The 21,569-nt window shown below is 38.6% G+C and carries 15 protein-coding genes; 12 read left to right on the top strand and 3 right to left on the bottom strand.

The genetic code is table 11. From position 1 onward, the window contains the following. Window positions 1-6 precede the first annotated feature (6 nt). The 3 genes from B1A77_RS01255 (at window position 7) to B1A77_RS01245 (ending at window position 7,309) form a co-directional block, all read left to right on the top strand. Window positions 7-1,320 (top strand): DUF389 domain-containing protein, encoded by a 1,314-nt coding sequence (locus tag B1A77_RS01255; protein ID WP_012864837.1) that lies wholly within the window; start codon window positions 7-9, stop codon window positions 1,318-1,320. A gap of 372 nt (window positions 1,321-1,692) precedes the next feature. After that, window positions 1,693-2,526 carry a MetQ/NlpA family ABC transporter substrate-binding protein gene (locus tag B1A77_RS01250; RefSeq protein WP_077707659.1) on the top strand — a complete coding sequence of 278 codons (834 nt, stop codon included), beginning with the start codon at window positions 1,693-1,695 and terminating at the stop codon, window positions 2,524-2,526. 526 nt (window positions 2,527-3,052) lie between these two features. Beyond that, entirely contained in the window at window positions 3,053-7,309 is a 4,257-nt protein-coding gene (locus B1A77_RS01245; RefSeq protein WP_077707658.1) for an acyl-CoA dehydratase activase-related protein, read from the top strand. A 638-nt stretch (window positions 7,310-7,947) separates the two neighbouring features. Here the strand turns inward: B1A77_RS01245 and B1A77_RS01240 are convergent. Continuing rightward, window positions 7,948-9,135: a multidrug effflux MFS transporter gene (locus tag B1A77_RS01240; RefSeq protein ID WP_077707657.1), complete on the bottom strand. Its 1,188-nt coding sequence runs from the start codon at window positions 9,133-9,135 to the stop codon at window positions 7,948-7,950. Between the two features lie 377 nt (window positions 9,136-9,512). Here B1A77_RS01240 and B1A77_RS01235 point away from each other — a divergent pair, with 377 nt between their 5' ends. Continuing rightward, entirely contained in the window at window positions 9,513-9,797 is a 285-nt protein-coding gene (locus B1A77_RS01235) for a PepSY domain-containing protein (RefSeq protein ID WP_077707656.1), read from the top strand. 90 nt (window positions 9,798-9,887) lie between these two features. On the opposite strand, the gene B1A77_RS01230 is transcribed toward B1A77_RS01235, so the two are convergent. Both B1A77_RS01230 and B1A77_RS01225 read right to left on the bottom strand, forming a co-directional pair. Next, window positions 9,888-11,525: an L-lactate permease gene (locus B1A77_RS01230; protein WP_077707655.1), complete on the bottom strand. Its 1,638-nt coding sequence runs from the start codon at window positions 11,523-11,525 to the stop codon at window positions 9,888-9,890. 295 nt (window positions 11,526-11,820) lie between these two features. Beyond that, the gene (locus B1A77_RS01225; RefSeq protein ID WP_004698291.1) at window positions 11,821-12,960 is read right to left on the bottom strand and encodes an Ldh family oxidoreductase; all 1,140 of its coding nucleotides are present in this window, start codon (window positions 12,958-12,960) and stop codon (window positions 11,821-11,823) included. Window positions 12,961-13,540: 580 nt separating this feature from the next. On the opposite strand from B1A77_RS01225, the gene B1A77_RS01220 reads away from it, so the two are divergent. From B1A77_RS01220 to B1A77_RS01185, 8 genes are all read left to right on the top strand, one after another. Next, the gene (locus B1A77_RS01220; protein ID WP_077707654.1) at window positions 13,541-15,544 is read left to right on the top strand and encodes a molybdopterin-containing oxidoreductase family protein; all 2,004 of its coding nucleotides are present in this window, start codon (window positions 13,541-13,543) and stop codon (window positions 15,542-15,544) included. Window positions 15,545-15,748: 204 nt separating this feature from the next. Beyond that, window positions 15,749-17,086: a branched-chain amino acid transport system II carrier protein gene (brnQ, locus tag B1A77_RS01215; protein WP_004694992.1), complete on the top strand. Its 1,338-nt coding sequence runs from the start codon at window positions 15,749-15,751 to the stop codon at window positions 17,084-17,086. A 149-nt stretch (window positions 17,087-17,235) separates the two neighbouring features. Beyond that, on the top strand, window positions 17,236-18,309 hold the full coding sequence (locus tag B1A77_RS01210) for an iron-containing alcohol dehydrogenase family protein (RefSeq protein ID WP_004694993.1): 1,074 nt from the start codon (window positions 17,236-17,238) through the stop codon (window positions 18,307-18,309). Between the two features lie 44 nt (window positions 18,310-18,353). After that, window positions 18,354-18,590, top strand: a complete 237-nt coding sequence (locus B1A77_RS01205; RefSeq protein WP_021148568.1) for a DUF1653 domain-containing protein — start codon at window positions 18,354-18,356, stop codon at window positions 18,588-18,590. 8 nt (window positions 18,591-18,598) lie between these two features. Then, window positions 18,599-19,375 carry an HAD family hydrolase gene (locus B1A77_RS01200; RefSeq protein ID WP_004695003.1) on the top strand — a complete coding sequence of 259 codons (777 nt, stop codon included), beginning with the start codon at window positions 18,599-18,601 and terminating at the stop codon, window positions 19,373-19,375. 136 nt (window positions 19,376-19,511) lie between these two features. Further along, complete coding sequence (locus B1A77_RS01195; protein ID WP_021148566.1) at window positions 19,512-20,420, top strand: DUF3829 domain-containing protein; 909 nt, start codon at window positions 19,512-19,514, stop codon at window positions 20,418-20,420. 212 nt (window positions 20,421-20,632) lie between these two features. Beyond that, window positions 20,633-21,274: a peptidylprolyl isomerase gene (locus B1A77_RS01190; protein WP_077707653.1), complete on the top strand. Its 642-nt coding sequence runs from the start codon at window positions 20,633-20,635 to the stop codon at window positions 21,272-21,274. Next, on the top strand, window positions 21,264-21,545 hold the full coding sequence (locus tag B1A77_RS01185; protein ID WP_077707652.1) for a GIY-YIG nuclease family protein: 282 nt from the start codon (window positions 21,264-21,266) through the stop codon (window positions 21,543-21,545). The genes B1A77_RS01190 and B1A77_RS01185 overlap by 11 nt, the downstream gene beginning before the upstream one ends. Window positions 21,546-21,569 lie beyond the last annotated feature (24 nt).

The following is a 21,569-nucleotide window of genomic DNA, read 5'->3' as shown; positions in this document are numbered from 1 at the left end:
AGAAGAATGGAAATAAATAAATACTTTGATATACATTTTGAGCGAGCCGATGATGCAACCATTGCTAAAAGGTTGATAGGTGGGGCTAAGATTAAGGGACCTGCTTTGGTTATCCTGATCCTCTCCATGTTTATTGCCTCTATTGGGTTGAATATGAATAGTACGGCAGTTATTATTGGTGCTATGCTTATATCGCCGTTGATGGGACCTATTCTAGCAACTGGTTTTGGCTTCGCTACGCTTAATTTTACAGTTGTGAAAAGCGCTATTTTAAGATTATCCTTACAGATTACGATTGCTGTTTTGGCATCTACTTTATATTTTTATATTTCCCCCGTTCAGACGGCTACATCTGAACTATTAGCGCGTACAGAACCGAGTATTTTTGATGTCTTTATTGCTATATTTGGTGGGTTAGCTGGGATTATTGGACAAACGCGTAAGACCTTAGATAATGTTATACCAGGGGTTGCGATTGCAACTGCACTTATGCCACCACTATGTACGGCAGGGTATGGCCTTGCTAATGGAAATTGGAACTATTTCTTTGGGGCGGGCTATCTATTCTTTATAAATGCATTCTTCATCTTCTTTGCATCTTTTATTGTTTTAAAGGGTGTATATAGTTTGCCATTCCATAAACAAGCAGAAGAGCTTATTCGTCGTAATCAGCTAATATTTCTTGTGATTGGCCTTATTATGGCTATACCAAGTATTTATGCAGGCTATGATATGACCATCAAGTATTCTGAGTCAAATCATATAGAGCAGTTTATTAAGAACGATATTAATCAAGATGGACGTCGACAAGTGATTGATTATTCATTGGATCGAACGAATAAGCTAGTAGACTTAGTAGTTATAGGAGCTCCTGTGAATTTAGAGGAGCAAGCCCAGTTGGATGACAAGTTACAGAAGGATGAGTACTTGCAGCCTTATACATTACGATTTGTTAATAGCGTAGATGAGAAAAAATCTACTATGGATAAGACGAACTTGAATAAATCTTCAGAGAATCTTGAAACATATAAAAACTTGAGTAATCTGTACCAGCCGACTTATCAACTAGTAAGTGAAACTATAAACACTATGAAAACGACAGAAGCTGAAGCAAAGGCGTTGTTCCCATTTGTAAGTAAAGTGGAAGGCATGCCTTTGATAGATAATTTAGAACAGCCTAAAGCGAGTCGCTATATGGTGATTATCTATACCACGTCCACTGTATCTGATGCAGATTTGGAACGAATAAAAGCTTGGCTAGAAGCTAAATTATCAGCACCTGTAACTATTTCTATCGAGCAAACAACGTCAACTCTATAAGTTGATTTTTTGATTTTGATTAGATTGTTTATTATATAGAGCGACATTTATAACGGTACTAAGTTTGATTTTAGCTATTAGGTATATTACCTAGTAGTACGGGAAATCATCTTAATACCGTTTTTATTTGCTTGGTATAGTTAAACGTTATTATTTTATCCTTGCTATAGATTTTAGTTATAAAGATTAATATATAAAATCTATTATGCAAGTAGGATTTAAATTGCTATACTTACAACATCGAAATTATTAAATAATTAAATGTAGATACATGAATAAGAAAATATAAATTTATTACAATATCTACGTGTGTTGTATACGCGTGAGTCCTCGTCAATAGATGCAGGTGTTCATCGTAGATAGGAGGATTACATGAAAAAATGGTTAGCATTAGCAGCGACGGCCGTACTAGGGGCGTCCTTATTGATTAGTGGTTGTGGTTCTTCCACAACCAATGAAAGTTCCAGCAATGCTGGTAGCTCTAAAGCAGAGGTGTTAAAAGTGGCAGCGAACCCTGTACCTCATGCTGAAATCTTAAATCAAATCAAGCCTTTATTGGCTAAGGAAGGTGTAGATCTTCAAATCATTGAATTTACAGACTACATTCAACCAAACATGGCATTATCTAGCCATGAAGTAGATGCAAACTTCTTTGCTAACGTGCCTTACCAAAATAACTTCAATAAAGATCATGGTACAAACTTCGTAAGCTTTGCCCCAGTTCACATCGAACCATTGGCTATTTACTCTCAAAAAATCAAAGATTTAAAAGATTTGCCTAATGGAGCAAAAGTAGCGATTCCATCTGATCCAACAAACAGTGCTCGTGCACTTCTCTTGTTACAAAGTGCAGGTCTTGTAACTTTGAAAGACCCAACTGGTTTGACTAACACACCATTTGATGTGACTAGCAACCCTAAAAACATCCAAATTACAGAGTTAGAGGCAGCTCAAATTCCTCGTTCCATTCAAGACTTAGACGCAGCTGTAATTAATGCTAACTATGCATTACCAGCAGGTCTTAATCCTACAAAAGATGGTTTATTCGTAGAAAAAGCGGATTCTCCATATGCAAATCTTCTTTCCGTAAACCCTGGTGATGAAAATAAACCAGCTATCCAGAAATTAGCTAAAGCATTACAATCTCCAGAAGTTAAGAAGTTCATCGAAGAGCATTACAAAGGAGCTATTATTCCAGCGTTTTAATCAATTAATCGTTAATAACATATATGTATTTAATACAATACTCTCTCATGACATAACTTTATAGATACGAGTAAGATGTACTGTCTTATAAACTAACCCCCAATTAGAATCCATTTTGGGGGTTAGTTTTTTATCTATTGCATATTGTCTAATGCAATTAATATATTTGATTTGTCCTGTTATGTTGCAAAAGTTACGTTGTTTTTCATTGTAAAATGGTATAATATTTTTTACATCCTATTATATATATGACTTTTATATGACTTTGAAATTCAAATCTTAACATATTTTCTATAACATTTTAGATATAGAAATAACTTAGATTTTAACTGCTATTGTTGTATAATAAAGATAGGATATTTAAAAATTTAGATATTTAGTGGAAGTATTATATCCTTATCTATTTTAATTTTTTATTTTAGATGCTTAGTACAGTATATATGTTGTACATATTACATGTGAGACTTTCACAAAAATAAGTATGGTCACTTAGGTGGTCATACAGTCGTTAAAAAGAGAGGTATTTATGCAGCACATGCTACGCATGGGGATTGACGTGGGGTCTACAACGGTTAAAGTTGTATTATTGGACGAACACGATAATTATTTGTATAAAAAGTACATACGCCATTATGCAAACATATTGGACACAGTATATACCTTGCTACAAGAGGCTCAAGTAGGTCATGAAGACGCTCTTGTTCATGTATGTATTACTGGTTCTGGTGGGATGGCTATGGCCGAAAAGGTGCGCATCCCATTCGTACAAGAGGTGATTGCTGAAACGCGAGCTGTAAAAGCCCTCTATCCAGAGACAGACGTTATCATCGAACTTGGTGGTGAAGATGCGAAGGTTACATATTTAGGTCAAACTGCGGAACACCGCATGAATGGTTCCTGTGCTGGTGGTACGGGTGCTTTTATCGACCAAATGGCGACCTTATTGCAGACAGATGCATCTGGTCTTAACCAATTAGCCATGAATGCTGATACGATTTATCCAATTGCGGCACGTTGTGGCGTATTTGCTAAAACAGATGTACAAGCTTTGTTAAATCAAGGCGCATCTCATGAAAATATTGCAAAATCCGTATTCCAAGCAATTGTAAACCAAACGATTGCTGGCCTTGCCTGCGGACATAAAATCGAAGGTAATGTAGCATTCCTTGGCGGTCCATTGACATTCTTATCCGAGTTGCGCCAATGCTTCTGCGATACTTTAGAGTTGGATGAAGCGCATCGCATTATCCCTGAGAATGGTGAGTTGTTCATTGCTTTAGGGGCGGCATTGATGAAAGATGGGTGCCGTGAGATCACTGTTGGTCAATTGACAAAGGAAATCGGTGCACTTATCGGTATTCCTATGGAAGCTACAGACCGTGTCGATCCGCTATTTAAGAATGAACAAGAATTAGAAGAATTTCGTGCTCGTCACGCTAAGGCGGTAACGCCAAAGGCGAATATTGAGGATGCTCAAGGTCCTTGCTATCTTGGTATTGATGCTGGTTCTACTACGCTAAAGGTAGTACTCATTAATAGCAATAAGGAAATTATCTTCTCCCACTATGGTCCTAACCACGGTAAACCATTAGAAAAATCTCGTGAAATTATTGAGCAAATTTATACATTATTGCCTAAAGGTGCTTATATTGCACACTCTGGTGTAACTGGCTACGGTGAGGCCTTTCTTAAACGCGCCCTCGGCATCGATATTGGTGAAGTAGAAACGATGGCTCACTATCGTGCGGCCCGATTCTTCTGCCCTGATGTGTCCTTTATTTTGGATATTGGCGGTCAAGATATGAAATGCTGTAAGGTTCGTGATGGGTATATCGAAGATATCGTGTTGAACGAAGCTTGCTCCTCTGGTTGCGGCTCTTTTATTGATACATTTGCATCCGGTCTACGAATTCCAATCGATCAATTCGCAAAAGAAGGGTTATTGGCGCCTATGCCAATCGACTTAGGCTCTCGTTGTACCGTATTTATGAACTCTAAGGTTAAGCAGGCTCAAAAAGAAGGTGCTACGGTACAAGATATCGCAGCAGGTCTTGCTTATTCTGTAATTAAAAATGCCCTTTATAAGGTTCTTAAGGTGAAAGATCCTAAAGAATTAGGCGATCATATCGTTGTACAAGGTGGTACGTTCTATAATGAATCCGTTTTGCGTGCCTTTGAGAAATTGATGGGCGTAGAGGTGATTCGCCCTGACGTATCTGGGTTGATGGGTGCATACGGTATGGCTCTTCTTGCAGCAGAAACGGCGGAAGAGTTACAAAAGGGTGAAAGCACATTGCTAGATAGTGAAGGTCTTAATTCGTTACAAGTATCTACGACAATGCGCAATTGTGGCCTTTGCCCAAATAACTGCATGCTTACTATTAACGCTTTCTCCGATGGTCGTACATACGTAACGGGCAACCGTTGTGACCGTGGTGCTGGCGATATGATTCAAGAGAAACGTAAGCCAGTTCCTAACTTGGTAGATGTAAAATTACGTCGTTACTTTGATTACTACTTGAAGAAAAATATTCCCGAGTTTGAAGGTAAAATGCGCGTAGGTATTCCTCGCGTTCTCAACATGTATGAGGATTTTCCATTCTGGTTCACATTCTTCAATAGCTTGGGTTATGAAGTAATCCTTTCAGATTATACGACTAAGGATCAATACAATAAGGCTATCGATACAATTCCATCCGATACAGCTTGCTATCCTGCAAAAGCTGTACATGGTCATATTCGAGATTTAGCGAATGCACAGGTAGACTTTATTTGGTACCCTTGTATTCAACATGGCCCTAAGGAATTTAGTCGCGACAATAATTACCATTGTCCAATGGTTATTTCCTATCCAGAACTTATCAAAAATAATATGCAAGAGGTATTGGGCGATACTCCATTCCACGCACCATTCTTGCCGTTAGCTGATAAAAAATCCCTTGTTCCGGCTCTTGTGAAAGCATTGGATTTTTTAAACTTAAAGAAGAAGGATATTGCTAAGGCTGTAGACCTTGCTTGGGAAGAGCAGGAAAACTGTAAAGCGTCTTACCGTGAAACGACAAAGAAAACTGTGTCTCGGCTCGTGGCAGAACAAATTCCGACAATCGTATTGGCTGGTCGTCCATATCATTTGGACTCCGGTATTAACCACGGTATTCCTGAACTTATCACATCTCTTGGTATGGCTGTTCTTACAGAAGATGGCGTTGCACCATTAGGCAATGAAATCAAGCATTTACGTGTTGTAGACCAATGGTCCTACCATAGTCGCCTATATCGTGCCGCTGAATTTGTAAGTAGAACTGAAGGATTCCAAATTGTAGAGCTTAACTCCTTTGGTTGTGGCCTTGATTCTATCGTAGCAGATCAGGTAAAAGATATACTTTCAGCAAATCACAAAATCCATACCTTGCTCAAAATCGATGAAGGTACAAACCTTGGAGCCGTGACAATCCGTTTGCGTTCCTTGCAATCTGTAATGGAACGTAGCTTGCGTCGTCATCATAATCCTGAGGCGCCGGAAGAGGTAGTGGTAGAGAAATTACCAACTTACGATTACAATCGCGTTGTCTTCACAGAAGAAATGCGTAAGACTTATAAAATTTTGGTGCCACAAATGTCACCATTGCATTTTAGCCTTTTAGAGCCAGTACTCAAAAATGAAGGATATGACTTTGAAATGTTGCCAGCGCCTACGCGTGACGATATCGAAGTGGGTTTAAAATACATTAATAACGATGCATGTTACCCAGCGATTATCGTTGTAGGGCAGCTCATGTCCGCACTGTTATCCGGTAAATATGATGTAGATAAGACGGCTGTTATCATCTCTCAAACTGGTGGTGGTTGTCGTGCTACAAACTACATCGGTTACTTACGTAAAGCATTGATTGATGCTGGTATGAAACAAGTGCCAATCCTATCCCTCAATGCGAGCGATATGGAACGTCAACCGGGCTTCAAATTGACAAAAGGCTTCTTACATCGCATGATTCAAGCCGTAGTATACGGGGACGCTATCATGCAATGCGTATTGGCTACACGCCCATACGAAAAGAACCCTGGTTCTACCGATGCATTATGTGATTACTGGCTTAAAAAGATCCGTGAAAACATTACATCTGCAAGCCTTCGTCAATACAACAAGTATATTAAAGAAATCATTCATGACTTTGATAACTTGCCAGTCAACAAGGATGTACAGAAACCTCGTGTTGGCGTCGTAGGGGAAATTTACGTTAAATTCCACCCAAGTGCTAACAACCATATTAATGAACTCATTGAAAAGGAAGGCGGCGAAGTCGTTACATCTGGCTTGCTAGATTTCTTCTTGTATTGTGCAATGGATAGCACATACCGTGCTAAGCACCTTGATGGTACATGGCTATCTGGCTTCTTCGGTACATTGGCTCGTGAAGCCCTTGAGCTCTACCGCTTACCATATGCAAAAGCCGTAGCAGCGTCAAAACACTTTGACCCGCTACAACGTATGACAGAAGTAGCAAAAGAAGCAGCTCAATTCATCGGACTTGGTAACCAATGTGGTGAAGGCTGGTTCCTCACAGGAGATATGATTGACCTTATCGAAAAAGGGGCTAAACAAATCGTATGCTTACAACCATTCGGCTGTTTACCAAACCACGTAACAGGTAAAGGCATGGTGAAAACACTATCCGCTGCATACCCAGACGTGCGAATTGCAGCTATCGACTACGATCCAGGATCCAGTGCGGTTAACCAAGCAAACCGATTGAAACTATTACTATCGACAATGTTCGAGTAAGTAGTTAGTGTATTGCTAATTTTAGCCCAAATAATAGTTGTGTAACTCGATGGAGCTATTGTAAATAAGCGATAAGGCGCTTTCATTTTATAATGGGGCCCGGATATAACTGCATATCATTAGTATAGAAAAAATACAGCCCTCTCTTGGCTCAGTACGTCACTATGTTCCGTAAAATCGCTGCAGAGAGGGCTGTATTCTTTTCTATATACATTCACTATGAAGATGTCCCATTATAAAATGTAAATAATCCAATCTACTATATACCTAATAGCTCCATCGAGTTTGTTATTACATTATTTATAAAAAATTAGCAATACACCTAACGGAGATGGGAGAGGAGATGTGGCTATGCCACATCTCCTTTCGTCTACAACCAGTTGGACAGGTGATTTCTTTTATTGTGCTTATGGTGTTTGTAGGGAACAGGAATTAATCTATTTTAGACATAAGTTATACAGCCCCACAATGGGGCGGCTCTACAGGTAGTGTTAATATAAATAAGATACCCCTTTCCAAAGCGATTTTACGAAGCGTAGCGCCGTACTGAGCAAGGAAAGGGGTATCTTATTTATATACTAAAATATGCTGTTGTAACGGGGCCCCATTGTAGGACTCACACAAATGCTTAAAAGAGATTATTCTTTCTCTACCAAACTATATAGGCACAATAAGGAAAGCGCTGCACATACTAGCATTGTAATCCCCATGGGAATACCCGTATATTCCCCACCAATACCAACAAGTGGAGACACAATCCCTGCAGAGAACATGCTGGCAAAGCCTAGAAGAGCAGAAGCACTACCAGCCATTTTCCCATATTTAGTCATAGCCATAGAGAATGAGGCGGAGCCGAATAGGGATACTGTACATACGGTAAAGAATAGAATAATTGTTACGGGAATAAGGGATAATTCTAGAATCATAGCTACTAAGAATAGTAAAGAACCGATTGTAAGTTGCCATAGGCTGAATGTAAGTAATTGACGGCTTGTTACAACATTACTTACTCGGCCGCTGATGGCACTAGCTAAAATAATGCCACAGCTATTAATACCAAAGAGATAGCTGAATTCTTGGGCGGATAGTTGAAAGATATTTTGGTATACAAAGGATGAGCCTGAGATATATGAGAAGAATGCACCAAAGGCAAAGAATTGGATTAAGGTTTGTCCAAGGAATGGTTTATCTTTCATCAGCGTAAGATAATTTTTTACAGATGTAGTGATACCACCTGCAATACGTTTTTCTTTGGGTAAACTTTCACGGAAGAGAAGAGAACCTACTAATAGAATGGCTGAGAATACAGCAAGGATAATAAAAATAACGCGCCATGTAGTAAAGAGTAGTAACTGGCCACCTACTAATGGAGCAAGTACTGGTGCTAGTCCATTAACCATCATAAGCAATGCAAAGAGTTTGGTTAATTCCTGACCAGATGAAAAATCTCGAGCGATAGCCTTCGCGATAACAACACCAATAGATCCTGTTAAGCCTTGTAAAAATCGACCTAGTAACAGTATTTCAATACTAGGTGCGTAGGCACAGATGATACCAGAGATGACACACAGCAAATTACCAACGATAAGAGGCAGTTTACGCCCCATTGTATCACTAATGGGGCCACCAAATAGTTGACCTAGTGCGACACCAAAGGTCATGATGCCTATGGTCATTTGAATATTAGAGGCGGTTGTATTCAGCTCCCCAGGCATAATTGGTAATGCTGGTAAATAAAGATCTGTTGCGAGCGGTGTTATGGCTGTTAACATGCCAAGGAATACTACCAAGATAAAAGAAACCTTAACAGAATTTTCTTGATTCATAAAACCCTCCTATCTTAAAATGGGAAAAATAAAAGTCTGCGAATCGCACTTCGCAGACTGCATTTAATTTTGCCTTATAATGAGAAGTATTTTAACATAATTTGATGAATTATTCTATAGATTTATATGTAAAAGCTTTTTCTATTCTAGTCCATATATACTTCTCGCCTTTATATACTATTTTACTTAGATTAAATTTTTGTATTTATATATAAAATATTTTTGTGAGTATATAAATAATAACGTAGTGCATAGTGTTTGAGAGGTGGTTGTATATCAAAAGTTTAAGTTTGATGTATTTCGATTTATAGATTAGAATAAATGTATAGAGTAAATCTAAAAAAATCAATATAATTTATCGTATATAGGAGGTTATTATGAAAAAGTTTATGAAAGCCTTGGTATTGGCTGCTGTAGCTGCTGTTGGATTGACAACATTTGCGTCTGCTCAAGGCATTGGTGAGCAAGAGGCGTTAAATCATGCATTGGCACGCGTACCAGGAGCAACACAAGCTAATGTAACTGAATTTGGTCATGACTATGATCATGGTCGATTAGAATACGAAGGTGAAATTCGATACAATGGTTACGAATATGACTTTGAAATCGATGCAGCAAGTGGCAACTTCACAAAATGGGAAGTTGAGCGCAAGTATTTCTAATTATAATTAGTAAGAATAAAAATGTAGTATCTTAATACAGACAAAAAAGAACAGCTCGTAATGAGCTGTTCTTTTTTGTTTCACTAATTCTTAGAAGAAGAAATGATGAATTTCATGAATGAAATGTTGACCGAAGAAGGATATACAACCATGCATTACGATGAATACAATAAAGTATTTGAATGCACTGTTCATGATAACACTTGCTTCGATTTCATGTTCTAGTTTATGAGCTTCTTCAGAGCTGATTTCTTTGTGGTTTTCTAGGTATGCTTTTAAAGCAGGTCCTACGGCACCAATAGAAATCGCGATGGATTGTGGGGACAACATTTTGCCGATACCAGCTGCACCGGAGTTAACTGCTGCCAACCAGAAGCCAAGGTCTTCGAAGTTTGTAGGATCTAAACCTTGAGCTGCAGCGATTTGAAGTGGACCAAACAATACGTTGGAGTTTGTACCAGAACCAGTTAAGAATGCACCCAACGCACCCACGATAGGAGCGAATAGAGGATACAATGTACCTGTACCAGCAACCATTGCTTTTGCAATGTCTGCAGTCATACCAGAGTAAGTCATCAATTTAGCTGTCATAACAACTGTGATGATTGTAAGGTATGTGAATTTCAAGTTTTTAACTGTGCTACCCAATGTACCGAAGATTTCGCCAGCTTTTGCTTTTTGGATGAAACCACCAACAATACCAGCGATAAAAATCATAATACCAGGAGTTGCAATCCATACGAATGTGTAAGGTTTTGCACCAGCACCTTGATAAATAGGTACAGATGTTTTAATGGACGCAAGAGGACCATTAATTGCAGGGAACAATTTAGAAGTTAATAACAATAATACGAAGATTAAGATGAATGGCATTGCAGCTACAAGGCCTTCGCCACCAGAAACTTTAGGGACTTCGCCAGTTTGTTTAACTGCGTATTTAGGATCATTAGGAGGCATGATTTTTGCACAACCAATGATAACTGCCATGATAACGATGGATGCAGAAATTACGGATAATTCTGGACCCATTACAGCGTTGATTACAGTTTCAGGAACTGCTAATGCTAAACCAGAAAGCAATGTTACAAGGAATACGCCTTTTAACGCTTTAATACCGCCACCAATAATCATAACAACAAAGAATGGAGCGATAAGGTTAAGCAAGAACAATTGTACGGAAATGAATGTACCTAAATGGCTTGGATCAAGGTTTGTTAAGGATGCCAATGTAGTTGTTGGAATCCCGATAGAACCAAATGTTGTTGGTACGGAGTTTGCAACGAGACATGCGATGATAGATTTAAGTGGGTCAAAACCTACGGCAACCATCATAGCTGCAGGAATTGCAACGGCAGTACCGAAGCCAGCCATACCTTCCATGAAGGCACCAAAGCCCCATGCAAGTAGTAATGCAAGTACACGAGTATCAGATGTTACAGAAGAAAGCATGGTTTTAATAGTTTCCATTGCTTTCGTATGTACTACCAAGTTATAAACGAAGATAGCAGCTGTAATAACTAATAGGATTGGCCAGATTGCCAATGCGGCACCTTCAAGGGCACCAGTGACCATAATAAATGGGTCAGCTTGGAATGCTGTAATAGCGATAATGAAAGAACCAATCGCAGCAACACTTGTTGCTTGCCATGCAGGTAATTTCAAGATGGATAACGCTACAATCAACCAAATGATTGGAGATAGCGCTAATAGAACGGTGATAGCACTCATTTCTAAGATCATCCTTTCAAGTAAAACAAAAATATATGCTCAACAGGACGACGTAGTTTAATCAATTTAATTGATGAATAAATCGCTATGATGTTAATTTGTAAAAGTTCAGTTAAAATAAAAGCTTACAATAAAATAACAGATATACTTATCATAAAAATTGATATAGTACATAAAATTTTTTAACCTCATAGCCTATGAGGTTAAAAACATAAGAGAGGGGACATAAACAGTGTTTATGTCCCCTTCTGTACTAACTACAAGTCCTTGTTAGGGCCATTACTAAGTTTAGGTATTAGTAGTTACCTTTGAACATTGTAGCAGGAGCTTCTGGTACATAATCGCCGAAGTAGGATTTGAAGTCTAGACCTAATTCATTGCAAAGGTCTTGAACTTCAAGCATTGTACCGTTAAGTACAGGGATGCCTTCAGCTTTAACTTTTTCAACGGATTCATGTTCTTTTTCGCCATGAGTATAGATACGATCTTGACCTTGAGCTTTAGGTGCTTCACGTAATTCTTGTAAGAATTGGGAGAAGTGTTTTTTGATTTCCGCAGGGTCACCGAAGAATTCAGGGTTGATAGCCATGAAGCCATGACAGATGTTGGATTTACCACCAACCATACATTTGTTGGAAGTACCACCTTGGGACAAGATAGAGGAGAACAACTCAGCAATCATGCCGTTACCATAACCTTTGTGACCGCCAAGAACTTCTGTAGCACCACCTAAAGGAAGGATACCGCCACCTTCATGACGGGAGATGTTGCCCAATACTTCAGCTGCATCAGTGGAAGGAACGCCGTCTTTATTAACAGCCCAGCCATCTGGAGTAGCTTTGCCCATTTTGTTGTACATTTCAAGTTTACCACGAGTTACTACTGTAGTGGAGCAATCGAAGAAGAAGTCAACTGGATCAGCTGGTACAGTCCAAGCGATAGGGTTAGAACCAAGCATAGCTTTACGAGCATATGTAGGAACCATGATTGCTTCGGAGTTTGTACAAGAGAAACCGATTAAGCCTTGGTCGGATGCCATTTTAGCATAGTAACCAGCGATACCGTAGTGGTTGGAGTTACGTACAGATACGATACCAACACCGGATTTTTTAGCTTTTTCGATAGCCATTTCCATAGCTTTATGACCCAATAATTGACCCATGCCGTCATGACCGTCGATAACTGCAGAAATTGGAGTTTCTTTTACGATTTCAGGTTTAGCATCGATTTTAATCAAGCCATTAGTGATACCTTTATGGTAACGAACCATACGTTGCATACCATGGCTTTGAATACCGAATAAGTCAGAAGTCAAAAGTACGTCTTGGATGATGTCAGCTTCTTTTTCGGAGAAACCAAATTTTTGGAAAGCGTCCATGCTCAATTTTTTTAGTGTTTCATAAGGGAATAACACAGTGTTTTTTGCGTCTGCCATCGTTAAAACCTCTTTTCAGAAAATATGTACCTGATATAGCTACTTCACATTAGATAACCATGAATTCAAAATGATTTCTTGTGAGTTCTATATCCTCTCAAATGACACTGTCAGTATAGCACAGAAACAAGTGAGATTGAATAGTCTTACAGTCTGAACGACATTACTAAATACGCATACGTACCGGTGATTTTTGTCACATAATCTATACGACACTATTAAAATGTCTGATTATACCTAAAACTATATGGTTATGACTTTTAGTAATGATTACATGATTTTTTTGAAGAATTTTGGTATTTTTATAGAACTTATTAGTATATCTGTTTAGGCATTGGACAAGAATGATAATGGATAGATATCGATAAAACTTGAAATGTTTAACTACATATATCAAAATAAATGATGAGGTCATAAATGTAATGTGATAATTGAATGCATTGATATACATAAAATAATCATTTCTAAAACCTTTTTAATTCAGAATATGTGCAAAAGGTTATACTTATACGAGTCATACTATAATATAATATAAATATACATCCTATAGTTTATACAATTTATAAGCGAGGTGCTTATCATGAAAGAATATAAATCTGTATGCCCTTACGATTGTCCTGATGCATGCGGACTCATTGTATCAGTCGATAATAATAAAGTAATATCTGTTCGAGGGGATAGAGCACATGCTTTCACAAGAGGTACACTATGCCCTAAGATGGCACATTATGAAAAAGTAATCCATTCTCCGTTGCGCTTGAAGTACCCTATGAAGCGTGTCGGTAAAAAGGGAATTGGTGAAGCTCAGTACACTCGTATTAGTTGGGATGAAGCCCTTGATGCAATTGTCAATAATTTCAAAGAAACTATTGATACTTATGGCAGTGAAAGTATTTTGCGTTACTCTTATGCAGGAACAATGGGGGTTATTCAGAGTCCTGCAGCAGATTATTTTTTTCGCCGTATTGGTGCTACAGACCAAGATCGAGGTATTTGCTCTCCTGCTAAACAAGCGGGGTTCCGGTCCGTTTATGGTGAAACATTAGGTATTAAACCACAAGAGGCGCAACATAGCGACTGTATCGTCTTGTGGGGGATAAATGCGACAGCTACAGATGTTCATATTTTACACGATGTGAACATTGCGAAAAAGAAGGGGGCTCGCGTTTGGATTATCGACACTCATAAAACTTATACTTTTAGCCAAGCTCATGAACATATTTACGTTAAACCAGGAAGTGATGGGGCACTAGCTTTAGGGATGCTCCATATCATTCATCGTGATGGCTTGGCAGATATAGATTTTATTAAGAAGCATGTCCAAGGCTACGATGAGTTGGTAAAAGAGGTGTTGCTTGACTTTACGCCGGGAAAAGCGGCTGAAATTTGCGGTGTTTCTGTGGAGCGGATGACTGAGTTTGCTCATGCTTATGCAAAGTCAAAAGCGCCGTTTATTCGTCTCGGCAGTGGACTATCTCGATATGGCAATGGTGCTATGACATGCCGTGCTATTAATGCCTTGCCTGCTGTGGTTGGAGCATGGCAATATCCTGGGGGTGGATTGTTGTCGAGTGCTAGTGGTAGTAAATTTATTGGCAAAGATGTGATGCAACAGGCTCATGTTCATGCGCCAGCTAAACGATTGATGCCTATGATTAAACTGGGTGAAATGCTTATAAACCCTGAAGGAACTAAAGTTCATAGTTTATATATCTTCTCTTCAAATCCGGCTATCACAGCTCCTGACCAGAATGTTGTACGTAGAGGGTTGATGCGCGATGACTTATTCACTGTGGTACATGAGCGTTTCTTTACGGATACTTGTAAGTATGCTGATATTATTTTACCAGCCACAACATCTGTGGAGCATGATGATATTTATAATTCTTATGGTCATTACACAATTGGGACGGGTTACAAATTGATTGAGCCAATTGGTGAATCTCGTTCCAACTGGCAAGTTATCGCCGAGTTAGCAAAACGCATGGGGTTGGAGGATGATTTTTTTGACCTTAGTGAAAAAGATCTTATTGAACAAATTGTGCGGACTTCGAGTCGTATATCCAAGAGGGACCAAGAGTTGATTTTAAATGGTGAGCCTGTGGAGATGACGGTACCTGAGAGTTATAAGATGGATTTCAAAACACCGTCTGGAAAAATTGAATTATATAATCCGCAGGATGTAGAACCATTAATTCGGTATATGCCTCCATATGGTGATAATGCACCGTTTTGGCTTATAAATGGTAATGATATTCGAATTTTGGACTCTAGCTTCTGCGAATTAGACTTTAATGATCCTGAGTTGATGAAACTTCGCATCCATCCAGAAGATGCAAAAATGTATAACATAAACGATGGTGCTGAGGTAGAAATCTATAACGATCGTGGCAGTGTAAAAATTAAAGCATACTACGACGATGAAGTACAGAGAGGGACATTGGTAACACTAGGTGTATGGTGGCAATCTCAATCGAGTGATCCTCACGTGGCAATCAATGCGCTTACCGCAGCTCGTCCTACCGATCAGGGATGGGGGAGCACCTTTTATGATGTACAAGTTCATATAAGAAATCTTTTGTAGTGAATGACCAATTAATAGTCTGTAATGATTACTGTAAAATAGGAATTTATCTACTTATTTCTATAAGTAAAAGTTAAAGTCTGTTACTTATGGGAATAACTCTATACGGATATAGAATAGTGAGGATATTTTTCTTGTATACCCAAGCCCCTTTAGATTATAATAGTAATATTATTTTTATATAACCTAAAGGGGGTTACATTTATGAATGGTAACGATAATCTGTCGACCCGTGCTTATCTGGCTATAGGCATGATGTTATTTGCTCTATTCTTTGGGGCAGGGAACTTGATCTTCCCAGCGGCCTTAGGTCAACAAGCTGGTGATAATGTCGGTTGGGCATTGCTCGGTTTCGTATTAACTGGTGTAGGACTTCCACTCTTAGGGGTTGCAGCTATGGGTTACTCTTCCTGTAAAGATGTTGAAGAACTTGCAAGTCGTGTGCATCCGATTTATGGCTTGTTGTACACAATTTCTTTATACTTGAGTATTGGTCCAATGTTTGCGACGCCGCGTACTGGTACTGTAGCTTATGAAATCGCAATTAAACCTTTTGCTGAAGGTTTAAGCATGAATATGAATATGGAACCAATTTTCTTGGCATTATTCTTTGGTATTTCTTTGTGGTTATCTATTAGTCCGCAAAAACTTGTTAACCGTATCGGTAATATTTTGACACCAGCTTTACTACTTGTAATTTTGTTGTTGATTGTTAAATCCTTTATTACTCCACTTGGTGGGTATGCGGTACCACAACCGGCATATGGTGATGCACCAACGGCTGTGTTACAAGGCTTCTTAGATGGCTACAATACAATGGATGCCTTAGCTTCCGTAGTATTTGCTATTCTTGTAATCGATTTTGTACGCCTCAGTGGTGCTACATCTCGTGCTGTGATTACAAAAACAGTAATGGAGGTAGGTGCAATTGCGGTAGGCCTTCTTGGTATCGTGTATGTATTTATCGCTAATATCGGTGCTACAAGTGTTGAACGCTTTGGTTTGTTCGAGACAGGGGCTCCTGTATTGTCCGTAAGTGCTAACTATTTGTTTGGTGAGTTCGGTCAAATCATCTTGGCTATCATCGTTCTGCTAGCTTGCTTGTCTACAAGTATTGGCCTTATCACTTCTTGCGGTACGTATTTCCACAAGCTGACACCAAAGATTAGCTACAAATTATATGTAGTAATTTTCTCTCTAGCGGCGTTTGTCCTCAGTATGTTTGGCTTGAAAACAATCATCAGTGCAGCAATCCCTGTGTTGATGCTCTTGTATCCGTTGACTATCGTAATCATTTTGTTGGCACTTCTTCATAATGTGTTTGGTGGTCGTCGTTGCGTATATGCATGGACTATGGCTTTCACAATGATCTCTGCCCTCATGACTGGTCTTGAAACTGCAGGTATTGCACCTACAGCTTTGGAACAGCTCTTTGCTCAATATATTCCATTCCAAAGTGCTGGTATGGGATGGGTGAGCTTTGCGGTATTAGGCTTCGTTGTAGGCCTTATCCATAAAGGTCTTGCTTCCGATAATAAGTAATAAAGATAAAGGCTCTATGCTTTCATTTTGTGAGAGTATAGAGCCTTTTTATGTTTTGATTGTTGTCATATAAAATTGATTTTGTGTGTAGAAGTTTCTATAATAAGGATAAATAAGGATATAAATGATAAAAGAAGGAAGGAAATTTTATGCGTAGTACTCATTGTTTACCTAGTTATAGTTTTGGAGGTCATGATGTATTTGACGCTATTCCAAAGTTTACAAAATTATATGGCAAGTCTGTAGCTATCATCGGTGGCGAAACAGCTCTTTCTAAAGCTTTGCCACACATTCGTCCCGTGCTTGATAAAGCGGGGATTAAGGTGCTAGATATTATCCACTTTGGTGGAGAGTGTACTTTTGCTCGAGGCAAGGAAATTGCACAAATGGCATCTGTAAAAGATGCGGACTTTTTGTTTGCTGTTGGTGGTGGTAAGGCCATGGATACAGTAAAAGTAGTAGCTATAGAGTTAGATGATAAACCATTCTTTACAATTCCAACCATTGCATCTACTTGTGCGGCAACGTCAGAAGTGGCAGCTGTATACACGGCAGATCATACTTTTGATGACGTAGCTTTTGTAAATCATCCTCCTGTGCACTGCTTTATTGATGCTGATATTCTCGTAGAAGCACCAAGCCGTTACTTGTGGGCAGGAATGGGAGATACTATTGCAAAACACTATGAAACTCATCTTTCTGCTCGCAATCGCGAGCAAGACTATAATACTCAGTTAGGCCTTACTCTAGCTTCTATGTGTAGTGAACCAATTTTAGCACATGGTATACAAGCCTATAAAGATAGTCAAGCTAATAAACGTAGTGATGCCTTTGATACCATTGCTATGACTGTTATCTTTACTACCGGTGTTGTATCAGGTTGTGTTCCTATGGCATATAATAGCAACATGGCTCATGCTGTATGTTATGGCTGTGTTACTAATAAAGAAACAGAAGAAAATCATTTGCATGGTGAAATAGTAGCTTATGGCTTACTTATTTTGTTAACCGTTGACCAACAAATGGATGAGTTACAACGGTGGTTGCCAGTATATCGCGAATTAGGTTGGCCTACTAAACTTTCACAATTAGATCTTACTGCATCGCATATTCCTCAAATTGTTGAAAAGGCTACATCTGTTCATGATATTGATGTATCTCCATATAAAATTACAGCAGATATGTTGACTAAAGCTATTCAATATATGGAATCTCTTGATTAATATGGTTTGTAACTATTTGTGTATGTTATGTGATGAGGTTATAAATGCAAGAAATTGTAAAGGGTGGCTTATATCGTCATTTTAAAGGCATGTATTATTATGTGCTAGATGTAGCGACTCACTCTGAGACGGGTGAAAAGTTTGTAGTATATCAGAAACTGTATGATGAGCGCGATATGTATGTACGTCCCTTAGAAATGTTTGTGAGCGATGTGGATTGTGAAAAATATCCAGATGTAGTGCAAAAAGAACGATTTAAGTTAATGAGTGGACGTGATTAGGAGGGCCTGTGGAGCAGAAGTTTTTCTTTTTTGATATCGATAATACCTTAGCTGTATGGCCTGAAGGTAAAATCCCTGAAAGTGCTCAATACAGTTTAGATGAGTTAAAGCGTCGTGGTCACCGTGTAGCCTTAGCAACTGGTCGTATTCAAGTGGATGCTAAGCGTTTCGCAGAGCAAGCAGGCCTTACTGATTTCGTAGCAGATGGTGGTCACAGTATCACTGTTAATAATGAATTGGTATCCATGATAGGTATGGATCGTGATGCATGTATTAAATATTTAGAGTATTTAGAATCACATAATATTCCTTGGGCCGTAACTGACCGTAATAAACTCGGTCGTATTACGCCGTATAAGGAAATTTTAGAGTGGCATCCAAATTGGGATGTATTTAAAACAACTGTAGACCCTAATTTTGACTTTCATAGTGTTGAAGAATTTTATAAGATATATGTGTTTTTCAAGGAAGGAGAGGAAGAGGAGAAGGATATCGAGCATATGACACATAAGCTCATTCGTTATGGTGATGGCTGTGTTCTATATGAGCCTATGGAAAAGGCGTTGGGTATTCGTAATATGCTTGAACACTTTGGAATGAAGCCAAATCAGGCTGTTGTATTTGGTGATGGGTATAATGATTTGTCTATGTTTAGGCCTGAGTGGCTAAATATTGCTATGGGTAATGCGCGCCCTGAATTAAAGGCAAAGGCTGATTATATTACTACAGACTGTGATAAAGATGGTATTTATAATGCGTGTAAGCATTTTAAATGGATCGATTAATTATTGATAATTCCTCTAAACTAGGTGAAGCTTATATGAAGATTTGTTTTTGTAGCTGTGGCTACAGAATTGGTGTAGTATAGTTAGTATAATGCGCTTAGTTCAATATTCATGTGTTAAAAGGAGAAGAGAAGATATGAACAATAAACGCAGATTATTTTCAACTTTACTTTGTGTAGCAGCATTGACAGCTGGTTTATTTGTTTCTGGTTGCGGCAGTGATAAAGCGGGTGGCATTGGCTCCGTAGTATCCTCCGTAGTTGATGGCGGTAGCGATGAGAAAGCAGCTGCTAAGCTTAATACACTTATTGATGCAACAAATCGCTTCAATGGTGACAATGCTACTTGGGGTCAAAACTATGCAGACAGTTTGGCTAAATTAAAGGGTGGTTTCCAAGAAGGTGCTATTGGCCGTCAACCTCACTATGATACTTTAAAAGAAGCTTTGGAACAATCTAAAAAAGAGGGTTCTACGTTCAAAGAAGTTGATACAGAACGCGATAATGTATTAAATGTTCTTAATGAATTAGTACCAACATTCAAAGATTTGAAAGCTTATGATGATTCTAAAGCCTACATGAACGATGGTGGTGCTAAAGGTAAAGAACTAGCAGCTAAATATGTAGCACAAGTAGAAAAATTTGATGCAGCTTATGCGAAGTTCAATGATGCTCTTAACAAAGCTAACACCGAACAAACTAAGAAACAAATCGAAAAATTGAAAAAAGACGGTAAAAAAGGCTATGCAGCAGCAATGGAATCTACGCTTCGCTTGACTACTCTTGTAGAAAATGTAGAAAAAGCTCCTAAAAATGCAGATAAACAAGCTGTAGAAAAAGAACTTAATGAAATTCAAACATTGCTTAAGAGCATAAATAATGATCGTGGAGAAGTGCTTGTTAACTCTTATAACTCTGTAGTTGGTTCTGTTCGTCAAGTACTTAACGATGCAAATGAAAACAACCTTAACGACATGATTGAGAATTTCAATAATTATATTGAGTCTTATAACAATACAACTCCAGACCAATTTGACTCTAAATAATCGAATTAACTAAGTGATTAGTTGAGGCCTACAAAAACAGAGCTCCTTTGAAGCTCTGTTTTTTGTTGTTATATTATTTTTTTATATTTTTAATCTCAATAGCGCCATAATATGATATACTAAAAAAGAGCCGCTCATGGGTTGAGCGGTTTTTCTATGTAAATTTTAAATCTACATTTAGTTAAATATAATATTAGTATTTTGGGGGACATATGAACTGGAAACGCTTGGCTTTATGCGCAATGTTGGGGATTACAGTACTTGGTACAACAGCATGTAGTACCAAAACTGGGGAGCAACCACAAGGTAATACTGTGAAAGCAGAAACTGTGGCGATGCCTAATTTTACGAATGCGCCAATTGCAGATGAATATGCTATTTTTGATACAAACTATGGTCAATTTAAGGTTCGTTTGTTAGGGTCTAAAGCGCCGATTACGGTCAAAAATTTTGATTATCTCGTGAAAAAAGGCTTCTATAATGGTGTAACATTTCACCGCGTTATCGAAGGCTTTATGATTCAAGGTGGAGATCCTGATGGCACAGGTGCCGGTGGACCGGGCTATACAATTCCTGATGAATTCTCCAATGATTTACATTTCAATAAAATGGGCGTTCTTGCCATGGCAAACCGTGGCCCTAATACAGGAGGTTCTCAATTTTTCATTACCTTGGGACCTACGGATTGGTTAGATAATAAACACACCATCTTCGGTACTGTAGTACAAGGTATGGATGTAGTTGAAAAAATTGGCAAGGTTAAAACCGGTCGCAATGATAAACCAGTTGAACCTGTAATTATCAATTCTATCACATTGGAACCAATCACTGATGATGCGAAAAATGTCAAATAAGGATGCTAAGTCTGAAGAACGGCACTATGTGTACTTGGTGCGTTGTGCAGATGATTCTTTGTATTGTGGATGGACTACAGATCTTAAACGTCGAATAGATGCTCATAATGGACATATCTCAGGCGGTGCAAAGTATACGCGAGGACGTCGTCCTGTGACCTTGGTATATGCTGAAAGCTTTCACCAAAAACAAGAAGCACAACGTAGGGAATATGCTATTAAACGGATGACGAAGACTAAGAAATTGAGACTCATTAAGGGTGCAAAATAGTCCTTGATTATGGTATAATATGAT

This window comes from Veillonella parvula (assembly GCF_002005185.1).
Classification (GTDB): Bacteria; Bacillota; Negativicutes; order Veillonellales; family Veillonellaceae; genus Veillonella; species Veillonella parvula_M.
Note: the sequence above shows the minus strand (reverse complement) of the source record. Positions and strands in the feature narration are given on the sequence as shown.